12 protein-coding genes are annotated in these 13197 nt (G+C 50.6%); all 12 read left to right on the top strand.

Going from position 1 to position 13197, the window contains the following annotated elements:
* The 12 genes from lspA to GF409_03040 all read left to right on the top strand — a co-directional run bounded on the left by lspA (position 1) and on the right by GF409_03040 (position 13196).
* Positions 1-450 carry a signal peptidase II gene (gene lspA, locus GF409_03095; protein MBD3426200.1) on the top strand — a complete coding sequence of 150 codons (450 nt, stop codon included), beginning with the start codon at positions 1-3 and terminating at the stop codon, positions 448-450.
* Positions 443-1216 carry a prolipoprotein diacylglyceryl transferase gene (gene lgt / locus GF409_03090; protein ID MBD3426199.1) on the top strand — a complete coding sequence of 258 codons (774 nt, stop codon included), beginning with the start codon at positions 443-445 and terminating at the stop codon, positions 1214-1216. Before lspA ends, lgt begins: the two co-directional genes overlap by 8 nt.
* A complete protein-coding gene (locus tag GF409_03085; protein ID MBD3426198.1) occupies positions 1209-2126 on the top strand; it encodes an RluA family pseudouridine synthase in 918 nt (305 codons plus the stop codon). Before lgt ends, GF409_03085 begins: the two co-directional genes overlap by 8 nt.
* Before the next feature lies 1 nt (position 2127).
* Positions 2128-3420 (top strand): 3-phosphoshikimate 1-carboxyvinyltransferase, encoded by a 1293-nt coding sequence (gene aroA / locus GF409_03080; protein MBD3426197.1) that lies wholly within the window; start codon positions 2128-2130, stop codon positions 3418-3420.
* A gap of 224 nt (positions 3421-3644) precedes the next feature.
* Positions 3645-4661 (top strand): MreB/Mrl family cell shape determining protein, encoded by a 1017-nt coding sequence (locus GF409_03075; GenBank protein MBD3426196.1) that lies wholly within the window; start codon positions 3645-3647, stop codon positions 4659-4661.
* Between the two features lie 16 nt (positions 4662-4677).
* Positions 4678-5454, top strand: coding sequence for a rod shape-determining protein MreC (gene mreC / locus GF409_03070; GenBank protein ID MBD3426195.1), 777 nt, complete (start codon positions 4678-4680; stop codon positions 5452-5454).
* A gap of 28 nt (positions 5455-5482) precedes the next feature.
* Entirely contained in the window at positions 5483-5971 is a 489-nt protein-coding gene (locus tag GF409_03065) for a hypothetical protein (protein ID MBD3426194.1), read from the top strand.
* Positions 5893-7716, top strand: coding sequence for a penicillin-binding protein 2 (gene mrdA / locus GF409_03060; GenBank protein ID MBD3426193.1), 1824 nt, complete (start codon positions 5893-5895; stop codon positions 7714-7716). Before GF409_03065 ends, mrdA begins: the two co-directional genes overlap by 79 nt.
* Positions 7631-8818: a rod shape-determining protein RodA gene (gene rodA / locus GF409_03055; GenBank protein ID MBD3426192.1), complete on the top strand. Its 1188-nt coding sequence runs from the start codon at positions 7631-7633 to the stop codon at positions 8816-8818. The genes mrdA and rodA overlap by 86 nt, the downstream gene beginning before the upstream one ends.
* 14 nt (positions 8819-8832) lie before the next feature.
* Entirely contained in the window at positions 8833-10590 is a 1758-nt protein-coding gene (locus tag GF409_03050) for a TIGR03960 family B12-binding radical SAM protein (GenBank protein MBD3426191.1), read from the top strand.
* 113 nt (positions 10591-10703) lie between these two features.
* Positions 10704-12113, top strand: coding sequence for a diguanylate cyclase (locus GF409_03045; GenBank protein ID MBD3426190.1), 1410 nt, complete (start codon positions 10704-10706; stop codon positions 12111-12113).
* A gap of 3 nt (positions 12114-12116) precedes the next feature.
* Positions 12117-13196 carry a PilT/PilU family type 4a pilus ATPase gene (locus GF409_03040; protein ID MBD3426189.1) on the top strand — a complete coding sequence of 360 codons (1080 nt, stop codon included), beginning with the start codon at positions 12117-12119 and terminating at the stop codon, positions 13194-13196.
* Position 13197: the final 1 nt, after the last annotated feature.

Genomic DNA, 13197 nt, shown 5'->3' with positions numbered 1-13197 from the left:
TTGTTGCTATACGCTTTTGTTTTTCTTGTTCTAGTGCTTGATCAGGCATCTAAATATGTTGTCCTGGCGCTTCTTGAACGAGGAGAAAGCGTTCCGGTAGTCAGCGGCCTTTTCCATATTACCCTCATACATAATACAGGGGCCGCTTTCGGAATGATGAAGGCTCATCCCCGTATTTTTGTAGTGATATCGATCCTTGCGGTCCTGTTCATAAATTACATCCTTATTAAAAAGCTTTCCGGACTTAATCCAAGAGAAAGAATTGCTTTATGCCTTTTGCTCGGCGGGACACTCGGTAACCTTGCCGACAGGATCCGCTTGGGTTATGTGACAGACTTCCTGGATTTCCGGGTCTGGCCCGTTTTCAATCTGGCGGACAGCTTTATTACCGCGGGTGCTGTATTAATCGCCTGGTCGCTGCTGGCCGGGGTTAGGAGAAGTCTTGCATAGGGTATTATTCACGATAGGCCCCTTTACTTTGTATTCGTATGGATTTATGGTGGCTTTGGGTTTTCTCCTGTCAACCTTGCTTATACTCAGGAACTCCCGAAATTTCGGTATCTCCAGGGAGGATGTTCTGGATGCCGTTATCGCCGTACTCGCCGCAGGCATAATCGGGGGCAGGCTTCTTTTCGTGGGCATAAACTTCGAATATTTCTTACGTCATCCTGTAAGGATAATTTTTATACACGAAGGAGGTCTTGCCATACAGGGAGCTATAGTTGCGGCGGCCTTGACGGGCTTTTTCGTGGCAAAGCACAAGAGGCTCTCTTTCTGGAGGGGGGCAGACCTGATCTCACCGTATATAGCCTTAGCCCAGGCGCTTGGGCGCATCGGGTGTTTCCTTAACGGGTGCTGTTACGGACGCGTCGCGACCGAGGGATTCTGGGCGGTGACCTTTCCCGGTGAAGAGGTTTCCAGGTTGCCTGTCCAGATATATTCGAGCGCAGGCCTGCTCTTTATATTCATTTTACTTTTACTTTTGCGGAAAAAACGCCCCTTTGACGGCTATCTCTTCGCTCTTTACCTTTTACTGTATTCTTTCTTCAGGTTCTTTATGGACTTTTTGCGGGGCGATGAACTGGTCGGATGGGGGATGCTTACGCTGTCACAATTAATCAGTATCGGTATGTTCGCGGCCGGAGGCGCCATTTTGCTTTTTCTCTGGCGGTCTTCTAAAAGAACCGAAACAACAGATCCTAGTCATAATGAATGAACAGGCGAATTTCACGGTAAGTCCCGAGAACTCCGGGGGCAGGATCGATAAATATATAGCCGACCGCCTGGGGCGGGATTATTCACGAACTTATGTAAGATACCTGATGGATAATGGCTTTGTGCTGGTTAACGGCAAGAGCGTCAAACCCCGGTATACTCCCAAGGCGGGGGATAAGGTTTCGTTGACCCTGGCGCCTCTGCCCAAGGATGAAGCGATGGAGCCAGAGGATATCCCCCTTGATATAGTTCATGAGGACGAGGATATTATCGTGGTGAATAAACCCCCCGGTATGGTCGTACACCCGGCTGCGGGTAACTGGCATGGGACACTTGTCAACGCGCTTCTTTTTCATTGCGGCAAGCTGGCAGAGACGGACGACCAGTTGCGACCGGGGATAGTGCACAGGCTCGATAAAGATACTTCGGGAATAATCGTTGCCGTTAAGAACGACCGGGCCAAACGTTCCCTTACCAAACAATTCCAGAACAGGACCGTAAAGAAAAAGTACATAGCCCTTGTAAAGGGATACGTTGAGATGGATAATGGTCTTGTGGATGAGCCGATAGGCCGGCATCCCACTCACAGGCTGAAGATGGCCGCAGGCGTGGATAACGGCAAACCGGCCAGAACAGTATATCATGTTATCAAAAGGTACGGCTCTTTCACTCAGCTTGAGGTCAGACCCGAGACAGGAAGGATGCACCAGATACGGGTGCACATGAAACATATCGGATATCCCGTCCTGGGTGACCGCCTATACGGCAACGATCGCAGTTTCTGGAGACAGGCGCTGCACGCCGAGATGATAGCGTTTACTCATCCTGGCACAGGCGAACATGTAGAATACCATGCGCCGTTTCCTGATGACATCAAACTCTTCATCGAAAAAGAAGGGGAAGACGGATAAAATGGACTGGAAGATAAAAACCGCTGATAAAGGTTTGAACGGGCAGCTGTCCGTTCCGGCTGATAAGAGCATTTCGCACAGATCCGTTATGCTTGGTTCGATCTGCCGGGGTGAATGCGCGATAAGTAATTTCCTGTTCTCCGGGGATTGCCTGAGCACTTTGGGAGCTTTCCGGGCGCTTGGTGCGGATATATCGACCCACGGCGATACCGTAACAATTAAAGGACGTGGTCTCAGGGGCTTGAAGGCCCCGGCAGGTGAGCTTGACCTGGGTAATTCCGGGACTACCATGCGCATAATCTCGGGCATATTGGCCGGACAACCGTTCCAGACGGTACTTACCGGTGACGAATCTCTTTCAAAAAGGCCCATGGACAGGGTAATGGAACCACTGTCGATGATGGGTGCCGAAATAGAGCCTCTTGAAGGAGGAGAACACGCTCCTTTCAGGATAACCGGAAGAGTGCCGCTGAAGGCGATCGAATATAAAACCCCCATGGCGAGCGCTCAGGTCAAGTCATGTGTGCTTGCTGCGGGTCTGTATGCCGAGGGCAGGACGAGCGTTACCGAACCTTTCCAGTCGCGCGACCACACCGAAAGGATGATGGAATACTTCTGCGCCGATATCAGTAGAAAGGGGTTAACCACGGAAATACGGGGTTTAGACGAACTTGTTCCGAGGGATCTGGTCATTCCGGGGGACATATCCAGCGCCTCTTTTTTCATAGTGGGTGCTCTTATTGTAGAGGGGTCACGTCTTGTGATACGTAATGTTGGCATGAATCCTACCCGCACAGGTATCGTTGATGTCCTTAAAAGAATGGGGGCGGATCTTAAGGTTCTTGATGTCAATAAAGAGATCGAGCCTGCCGGGGATATCGAGGTCAGGTCTTCTTCGCTGAAAGGAACGGTGGTGGAGGAGAGGGAGATACCTCTGCTTATAGATGAAATACCGATACTCGCTCTTGCGGCCGCGCGGGCGCAAGGCGATACTCTTATAAAAGGTACGGGTGAGCTTAAGGTCAAGGAGACCGACAGGGTCAGGAGCGTTACCGAGAACCTTTCACGCCTGGGAATAAGCATCGAAGAGAAAGAGGATTCTCTCGTGATTCATGGCCGATCCGGCGCGAATATTTCTGCTGCAGAGCTTGACAGTTTCGGAGACCACCGTATAGCGATGAGCTGCGCAATAGCCGGTCTTGTTTCCGATGGGGAGTGTCTCATCCGCAATACTTCCTGCGCGGATATCTCTTATCCTAACTTTTTGAGGGACCTTCAGACGCTCGCAGGGTAAGACCGCATAAACAGTAGGCTTGTATATTTTTAGTATATACTAAAAATATTAACAGCGTGCAATATCCATCCTAACCGGTAAAATGAAATAAAATTTGACATCGCATATCTAATCTGATACTATTCATATAGTTATATATATATTACAGGCGGACAAAGCTAACTATCCAGGGGACGGTTATTATGAATCAACAGATCAGTAAGTATTTTGATGCATTGCTGGGTATGTTCTCCAGCGATATGGGGATAGACCTGGGAACTGCCTCCACGCTTGTTTACCTTAAGAACGAGGGAATAGTTCTTTGTGAGCCGTCGGTCGTGGCCATCGAAGCAGGCACTTCTAATGTCCTGGCTGTTGGTGAAGAAGCCAAACGTATGCTCGGAAGGACCCCCGGTAATATCGTTGCCATACGGCCCATGAGAGACGGAGTTATCGCTGATTTCGAGATCACCGAGAGCATGCTGAGATATTTTATTAAAAAGGTGCACAACTCCCGCACTCTGGTCCGTCCCCGCATAGTTGTGGCGGTTCCTTCAGGCATTACCGAAGTCGAGAAAAGAGCAGTCAAGGACTCGGCCCTTCATGCCGGAGCAAGAGAGGTTTTCATGCTGGAGGAACCCGTTGCCGCTTCTATAGGAGTGGGTCTTCCTATCCAGGAGCCTTCAGGTAACATGATAATAGATATCGGCGGCGGTACGACCGAAATGGCGGTTATATCTCTGGCCGGGGTCGTTTTCTCGAAATCCATCCGTATCGGCGGGGATGAAATGGATGAAGCTCTTATAAATTACCTCAAAAGGACCTACAACCTGATGGTGGGAGAAAGAACCGCCGAGGAGATCAAGATCAGGATCGGATCGGGGTATCCCATGGAAGAAGAAATGACCATGGATGTACGCGGACGTGATCTTGTCGCCGGCTTACCGAAGATGATAACCATAACCAGCGAAGAGGTGAGGGAAGCCCTTTCAGAGCCTATAGCCCAGATAGTCGAGGCGGTACGTATCACTCTTGAGAGGACACCGCCCGAACTGTCGGCCGATCTTATCGAAAAAGGTCTGATCCTGGCCGGTGGAGGAGCTCTTCTCAGGGGTCTGGATAAGCTTATCGCTGAAGAAACGGGACTTCCGGTGCACCTTGCCGACGATCCTTTAACTGCGGTCGCTTTGGGTACGGGCAAGGTCCTGAGCGAGCTGAGGTATCTTAAAAGGCTTACTGTTGCGCCCAGACTGCAAAAATAAGCAATAACTATTCGATGTGCAAAGACTTTTCAAAGAAAAACGTACCTGGTTTCTTGTTACAGCACTCCTTCTAGCGGTAGCACTATATCACTTTGTCCCCTCTATTCCCCGCGGGATAAAAAAGATCACGCTTGGAATACTTTCCGCTCCGGCGAACGCCATCAATATAATTGGAGACAGATTACGTTCCCGTAACGACCTTGAGCAGGAAAACAGACTTTTGCGCAAGGAGGTCGCCGAACTTTCCCTCAGGATAGACCGTTTGGAAGAGCTAAAGAAGGAGAACGAGCGTTTTCGCGCCCTGCTCGAATTCAAGGCAGACATAGGTTTCAATACCGTTTCCGCGGAGGTCATCGCGCGCAATCCTACCGATTGGGAAAGCTCTTTCATCATCAACAAAGGCACCAGGGACGGTCTCCGCAAGAACATGGCCGTTTGTTCTTCGGAGGGCCTGCTGGGTAAAACCGTGGAAGTTCAGAACTCGATAAGTTCGGTCATGCTCATCACTCACCCGGGATTCAGGGCCGGCGGCACACTCAAGGATTCACGGATCAACGGTGTGATAGCCGGGGGCGGGAAGGGTAAGGTCAGGATGCTGTATATCCCTGCAGATGCTGATGTCGAAACCGGTGAGATCGCAATAACATCCGGGTTCAGTCATGTTTTTCCGGAAGGGATAACCGTTGGTGAAGTGGTCAGTGTCGAAAAGAGCGGAACCGGGCTGTATAAATACGCCATACTTAAACCTTCTGCGGAGGCTAGCGTCCAGGAAGAAGTTCTCTGCATTGAATGAACCGGTACGGTGTTCCGGTAGCATACTAATGGAAAAAAGAACGAAACAGAGGCTATATCTTTACGCTGTTCTTCTGGTGGCGGTGCTCCTTCAGGTCCGCTATACCGGTACTCTAATATGGTTCCCGGACCTTATTCTTCTTGTGGTCGTTTACACGGGCATTTTTTGGGGTGCGAGGGAGGCTTTTTCCATCGGGTTATTTGCGGGTCTGGTCAGGGGATGTTTTTCGCCGTATACTTTCGGATTGGATCTGGTGCTTTTTCCTGTTATCGGGGCTCTGGTGTCCGGATTGGCGAGGATGTTCTACCGGCAGAATCCCGCGACACAGCTGCTTACCGCTGCTGTGGCTGCCCTGTCCGTGATATTGGCCCATACTTTCTATCTTAACGCGGTAACCGCAAACCCTATACGAATACGGCATGTGATCCACGGGAGCCAATGGGCTCTTATCAGCACCATATTCCTGGCGCCGTTATTGTTCATACTTCTCCAGGCCTGGCTAGGACTGGAAGAATAAACAGAGGTTCTGTGTTCATGAGAATCAAGATCTACGCTTTTCTTCTTGCTGTATCTTTCCTGCTGCTTATAGGGGGGCTGGGGTACATACAGATTACCAAGCATGCCAAGTTCAAGGTGATGTCCGAGGAGAACAGGCTGAAAGTCGTACCCCTGATGGCGCCGCGTGGGGCGATCCTCGACAGGAAGGGCGAATATCTGGCAAAAGATGTCCTGAGCTTTGATCTTTCGATCATATACAGTCAGGTCAAGAATATCAATTCCACCGCTCGGGCCATTGCGTCGATCCTGGGGACTTCAGAGGAAGAGGTGGCCGTAAGGATCAAGCAGGGAAGATGGAGGCCATATTCACCTGTCATGATAGCCGAGGACATAGGCATAGAAAAAGCGATATATTTTGAGGAGATTTCCGTGGACCAGCCGGGGATACTTATAGATGTATCTTCAAAGCGCAAATATGCCAATAGTGAGGTTGCGGCAAATGTCGTAGGTTATCTGGGGCTGATAAACCGCTCCGAGTTCGACCGGTTAAAGCATTACGGTTACAGGGTGAACGACCTGGTGGGCAGGGGCGGCATCGAAAAGACATATGATGATTATCTGAGGGGCACCCATGGAGGTAAGCAGGTAGAAGTAGATCATCGCGGCAGGGAGATAATGGTGCTGGGGCTTAAAGAACCGGTCCCCGGAAAGGACCTGTACCTGACGATCGATCTTGAGCTACAGAAGTATTGTGACAGCATACTCGAAGGAAAGAGAGGTTCTATTCTTGCCATGGATCCCGAAACCGGCGCGATCCTGGCTATGGCCAGTGCTCCTTCGTTCGATCCTGAGATATTCATCGATGCCAGAAGAAAAAGAGCGGAAGTCGCGGAAGTGCTTAATGACGCCGAATACCCGCTTCTGAACAGGGCTATCAGCGGTGTTTATCCGCCGGGGTCTGTCTTTAAAACTGTACTGGCAACTGCCGGGCTAGAGACGGGTGTAGTAACCGCTCATACCGTTTTTAATTGCACTGGCAGTATGAGGCTTGGCCGGAGGGCCTTCCATTGTTGGAGGGAAAGCGGTCACGGCGACCAGAATCTGGAAGAAGCGATCAAGAATTCATGTAATGTGTATTTCTGGAGACTGGGAAGCCATCTGGGGGTTGACAACATCGCCGAATATGCCGGCATGTTCGGTGTGGGGCGTGCGACGGGAGTGGATCTTCCCGCGGAAGCGGACGGACTTCTGCCGAGCAGGGAGTGGAAAAGGAAAAAGTATGATGAGCCGTGGTATAAGGGGGAGACGCTGAACTATTCCGTTGGGCAGGGATATGTGCTCTGTTCCCCGCTGCAGGTGTGCCGTATAATGTCCGTTTTCGCTAATGGCGGTTATCTGGTCAGGCCCTATATCGCTGAAAGCGTTGAGGGTGTTTCTCTTAACAAGCCCGAGAGGACCCGGCTGGATATATCAGAAGATACATTGGAGCATATCAGGGAAGGCCTAAGGAAGGTTGTTAACGACCGCAGGGGAACGGGCATGAAAGCCCGACTCTCGGAGGTTGTGGTGGCGGGCAAGACCGGTACGGCACAGACCTCCAGAAATAAGAACCACGGCTGGTTCGCAGGGTTCGCGCCTTTTGACGGGCCGAAACTGACGATTGTGGTTTTTGACGAGTATGGCGGCAAGGGAGGTTACTTTGCCGCGGGAACCGCAGGAAAAATATTTAAAAAGGCTGAAGAGCTGGGGCTTCTGGGCCCTTAAAGGGGAGGGTATGTTAAAAGAGGTAAGGGGACAGGTCGATCACGTATTGCTTTTCGCCGTGCTGGCGATAATAACCATAGGGATCGTTTTTATTTACAGCGCTACCTGGGATCCGGTCTCTTCCGTCGGTCTCAGGACGCTCGTGATCAAACAGATGATATGGGTGGCCGGGGGATTGCTGCTGGTATTCCTTATAACCAATATCGATTACATGAGGCTTGTCAACTATGCGTATCTTGCATACGTCATCAACCTGCTGGCGCTTGTTTTTCTTCTTTTCTTCGGCGGGGAACGTTACGGCGCCAGACGCTGGATAGATCTGGGGCCACTATCGATCCAGCCTTCTGAATTCATGAAAGTGACCGTGATAATGGTCCTGGCGGCCTTTCTCGGAGAGAGGCGCGAGAACGCCGGTTCATTCGGCAATTTTGCCGGTTCTATCGTACTGATATTCCCCGCGGCGGTGCTGATTTTCCTGCAACCCGATCTGGGAACCGCATTCGTTCTCGTCCCGATACTTTTTACGATGCTCTTCATCTGCGGGGAGAACGTCAAATATATAGTGTCCAGCATAATCCTAGGCCTGGCGAGCCTGCCTTTTTTCTGGCTGCTTCTTAAGGACTACCAGAAGGACCGCCTGATGGTTTTCATAAACCCTGACATAGACCCTCTCGGGGCGGGTTATACGATCATACAGTCGAAGATAGCGATAGGTTCGGGGGGGCTCTTCGGTAAAGGATGGCTGAACGGTACACAGAGCCATCTTAAGTTCCTGCCCGAGAGGCATACGGATTTTATCTTTTCCGTAGTAGGCGAAGAATGGGGCTTTGCTGGCGCCGTACTTTTGGTGGGGCTGTATGCTGTGGTCATTGCCAGAGGTATCAGGATAATCGCCGGTTCTGCTGATATATACGCCAGGGCATTGGCCGCAGGTGTGGTGACCCTTCTTGCGTTCCAGGTCTTCGTGAACATTTCCATGACCATCGGCATGATGCCGGTCGTGGGACTGCCCCTGCCGTTCGTGAGTTACGGCGGGTCTAACACGGTGGCATCTCTTATATGCGTGGGTTTTCTGTTGAGTATAAGCCGCAGGGCAAGCTGAGGGGATATTGAACTATGGATGAAAAGATCAGGGAAATCTTGACCAGGGTGCAGAAGCCGGGCAGGTACGCCGGAGGTGAGACCAACATCATCCTTAAAGAACACACCCCCCAGAAGGTCTCTGTTGCTCTTGCCTACCCCGATATTTATGAAGTGGGGATGAGTTACCTGGGTCTGCGTATACTCTATCATTTGCTCAACGAACGGGATGATGTCGTCTGCGAGAGGGTCTTCGCCCCTTGGGGTGATATGGAGGACCAGATGCGCGTCGAAGGAGTTAAGCTTTATGGTCTTGAAACCAAACGGCCCCTGGACAGCTTCGATATTATCGGTTTCAGCGTGGTGTATGAACTTACGTATACGAACATCCTCAATATGCTTGACCTGGCAGGTGTGCCTCTGCGCTCAAAAGAAAGAAAGGGCTCCGACCCGCTTGTTATAGCCGGTGGCGCATGCTGCTACAATCCCGAACCGCTCAGTGAGTTTATCGATGCTTTTGTCATAGGTGACGGAGAAGAGGTTTTCCCGGAACTGGTGGAAACCTGCAGGCTTCTCAAGGAAAAGGCAGCGGGGAGGGAGCAGGTGCTGAGGGAGTTATCCCGCATTGAAGGCGTATACGTACCGTCGCTCTACCGGGCAAGATATGCGAACGGTTGGTTCTCCTCGATCGAGCCTGTAGACCCGGAAGTGCCTGAGAGGGTCAGCAGGATACTTGTTGAAGACCTTGAGAACGCGTATTACCCACGCAAACAGATCGTGCCGCTTATCAGGATCGTGCATGATCGTATAGCTGTTGAGATCATGAGGGGATGTCCCAACAAGTGCCGATTCTGTCAGGCCAGCGCGGTGAACCGCCCGGTAAGATTGAGGACCCCGGAAAAGATCAGAGAGATATGCCTTGAAACCTACCGGGAAACAGGCTATGAGAACATAGCCCTTTTATCACTTTCAAGCGTGAACTATCCGTATTTAACCGAACTGGTCCGTGACCTCAACCGCAGCTTCAGCGACAAGGGCGTGGGTGTATCCATACCTTCGCTGCGGGTGGACGAGGCCTTTTACGGGATACCCGAGATGCTTTCGGTGATAAAAAAGGGATCTCTCACTTTCGCGCCGGAGACCGCCAGCGAGGTCATAAGAGAATCCATAGACAAGAACATTGACATCAATGTTCTTTGCAGGTCGGCACTTTTAGCCTACAAACACGGGTGGAGGAAGTTGAAACTGTATTTCATGGTGGGGTTCCCCGGCCAGACCGAAGAAGCGGAGGGGATACTCGAGATGGCGGGCAAACTTTCCGGGCTCAAGAAGAAGGTCTCCAAGAGGGCCGCGGAAATCCGCCTCAGCATCAATCCTTTCGTTCCCAAACCACACACTCCCTTTCAATGGGTCGGGATGAAGGGCATGGATGAGCTGGCTTCTCTTGAAGCCGATCTCAGGTCGCATTCCCGCGGAAAGGTCAAGGTCGATTTCCATGACATCGGCCAGGCTGTTATTGAAGCCTGTATGGCAAGGGGGGACAGGCGCATAGCGGAAGTGATATTTACCGCGTGGGAGAAGGGCGCTAAGATGGACGGATGGCGGGAATATTTCGATCATAAGCTTTGGCAGAGCTCTTTTTCAGAGAACGGCCTATCTGTGGAAGAATATGCCCGGAAAAATTATTCACTGGAAGATGAATTGCCGTGGGGGCATATAGGCAATGCCGGTGATGAAAAACTCCTGAGAGAGGAGTTTAAACTCAGCGGTATCGCCCTGAAAAATCCTTCTTGAACGGTGCGAATGCTTTTATTGAGTAATTTTGACTTTGCCATATATATGGTGTATTATTATTAAAGCCATATCAGGACACACCCTTTATTTTGAATATATAACGGGAGGTTTCTATGAGCTTTCTAAAGTCGCTTTCCATGGAAAGGAAAAGCTTGCGATATAAACTTATGATCGCTTTTTCCCTTATGTCGATCATTCCTCTTCTGGTTATAGTTTATTTCGTGACCAACTATATTTTCCCCAACATCGACAATCTGCTCGAGGTCACCGTGGTAGTGCTCCTGACGCTCTGGCTTTCCTGGCTGGGGTATCTTCTGATAAGGCAGATAATAAATCCCGTTATAGACCTGGCTCTGGAGACCAAACTCATAGCTGAGGGCAGGTTCGGTTCAAAGGTCGCCCTGGAGAGGGAGGACGAACTGGGGGACATAGCTTCGGCGGTCAATACCATGACCACCAAAATACGCAATTACATCGGAGAACTTCAGGATTACAGTAAAAAGACCGCCGCACTGAACATCCAGATACACAAAAAGGTCATTACTCTTACGAACCTGATGCAGCTGGGGGACCTAATTAGCGCCGGTTCCGGGTTTGATGACATCGCGAAGTTCTCCACTGAACGTATTTCAGATGAGCTGGAGGGAGCTTTCTGCGCAATTATCATACGCCAGAAGTCCGGCAACTATATCATGAAAGCATATAACAACAATACCGGTAAGGACATACCCCTGGGTGATCTGGAGAATAAACTGCCCTCTTTCGAGAAATATTTCGCCAAGAACGAGTATATCGCCATAGACGCGAAACCTCCCCAGAAGTCGTGGCTGATAGAGCTGAAGAAGAATATTCCCCTGGAGAACGTTCTTCTTTATCCCATGAGGCTTGAACAGAAGAACGTGGGGGTCATCCTGCTGGGTAATTTCAGCCGGGGTTATGAATTCACCGACGAGATCGTGGGCATCGTCCGTGCCTATGAAAAAGAGCTCATACTCGCCTACCACAGCACGCGCGTCTTTGAGCGGGTTAAAAGCCTTGAAGTGGTGGATACGCTCACCGGGCTTTATTCACGGGGATATCTGGAAGAACGCCTGCAGGATGAGATCAACAGGGCTGTTTTTTACCAGAGACCATGTTCGCTGCTTGTGATCACTATAGATAACTTCGAGAAATATTCCGATCATTACGGTGTCCCCAAAGCGAAACAGGTGCTTAAGATGGTGGCGCACATGCTCAGCACCATAATGTCCCCCGTTGGCAAAGGCGCGAGGTTCGATTACGATGAGTTCGGTGTGCTGCTTCCGGAGAAGAATAAGCGAGAGAGCATCGCCGTGGCGGAGGATATCAGAGAGAGAATAGAGAACATGGAGATATCCGCCGATCCGTATGACAAGATTACAGTAAGTATTGGCGTCGGCGAAAACCCCATAGATGGCACCAATGCCAAGGAGATAATAGCCAAAGCTTATCACAATCTAGAACGGGCCAAAGAGGAAGGCCATAACAGGGTAGTGGGGGAATAAGCCATGGGAATAGATATAAACAAATTGCTGGTGGATATGGTGGAGAACCGTGCTTCGGACCTGCACATTAACGCTAATTCTCCCATACTGTATCGTATAGACGGCGAACTGGTCAAGGCGACGGAGAAGACCCTTACTCCCACCGAAGCCCAGGAAGTTACCTACAGCCTTTTGAGGAAATCTCAGATAGAGCGCTTTGAAAGAGAAAAAGAACTGGATTTTTCCTTTCAGATCGAGGATGTCGCAAGATACAGGGGCAACGCGTTCTTTCAGCGGGGCCACGTTGGTTGCGCAATACGGGTCATACCTTTTGAGATCTGGACCCTGGAGGAATGCGGGCTCCCGGTCAAGCTCGTTCAGAAGTTCTGCAAGGCCGAAAAGGGTCTTGTTCTTGTGACCGGTGCCACCGGAAGCGGCAAATCCACCACCCTGGCGTCAATGGTGGATGAGATCAATTCCAAGCGCAAATGCCATATCGTTACCGTGGAGGACCCCATAGAGTTCGTGCATGAGAACAAAAAGTCCCTTGTCGACCAGAGGCAGCTTCCCGAGGATACATACTCTTTCGGCAACGCGTTGAGACATGTGTTGAGACAGGATCCCGACGTTATACTTATAGGCGAGCTGCGTGATCTGGACACGATACAGCAGGCGATGATAATAGCCGATACCGGACATCTGGTGCTGGGTACTTTGCACACTTCTGACAGTGTGCAGACAATAAACCGCATCGTAGACGTTTTTCCGTCACACCAGCAGGCCCAGATACGGTCTCAGCTTTCATTCGTGCTTCTGGGAATATTGTCCCAGCAGCTTTTAACGCGCAAGGATTCTTCGGGGATGATACTCGCTACCGAGATACTGGTCGCGACCCCAGCTGTCAGAAGCATGATCCGCGAAGGGAAAGAACACCAGATACAATCGATCATACAGACTTCCCAGAAGACAGGCATGAAGACGATGAACCAGGCTCTGGCTGAGCTTTATGCGCAGGGCAAGATCACCTATGATGAGGCTCTGTCCAAATCCATGGACGTTGAGGAACTGGTCAAGCTCATCGGGGCTTCGGGAGAAGCAGGTTAGA

The sequence above is a fragment of the Candidatus Omnitrophota bacterium genome, from assembly GCA_014728045.1.
GTDB lineage: Bacteria > Omnitrophota > Gorgyraeia > Tantalellales > Tantalellaceae > WJMH01.
The sequence above is the reverse complement of the archived record's forward strand: the minus strand, read 5'-3'. Positions and strand labels throughout refer to the sequence as shown.

Excerpts from the sequence above, each read along its gene's own strand:
- GF409_03085 (MBD3426198.1), top strand. The coding sequence starts at position 1,209 with ATGAATGAACAGGCGAATTTCACGGTAAGTCCCGAGAACTCCGGGGGC.
- aroA (MBD3426197.1), top strand. The coding sequence starts at position 2,128 with ATGGACTGGAAGATAAAAACCGCTGATAAAGGTTTGAACGGGCAGCTG.
- GF409_03075 (MBD3426196.1), top strand. The coding sequence starts at position 3,645 with ATGTTCTCCAGCGATATGGGGATAGACCTGGGAACTGCCTCCACGCTT.
- GF409_03065 (MBD3426194.1), top strand. The coding sequence starts at position 5,483 with ATGGAAAAAAGAACGAAACAGAGGCTATATCTTTACGCTGTTCTTCTG.
- mrdA (MBD3426193.1), top strand. The coding sequence starts at position 5,893 with ATGGGCTCTTATCAGCACCATATTCCTGGCGCCGTTATTGTTCATACT.
- rodA (MBD3426192.1), top strand. The coding sequence starts at position 7,631 with ATGGCGGCAAGGGAGGTTACTTTGCCGCGGGAACCGCAGGAAAAATAT.
- GF409_03050 (MBD3426191.1), top strand. The coding sequence starts at position 8,833 with ATGGATGAAAAGATCAGGGAAATCTTGACCAGGGTGCAGAAGCCGGGC.
- GF409_03045 (MBD3426190.1), top strand. The coding sequence starts at position 10,704 with ATGAGCTTTCTAAAGTCGCTTTCCATGGAAAGGAAAAGCTTGCGATAT.
- GF409_03040 (MBD3426189.1), top strand. The coding sequence starts at position 12,117 with ATGGGAATAGATATAAACAAATTGCTGGTGGATATGGTGGAGAACCGT.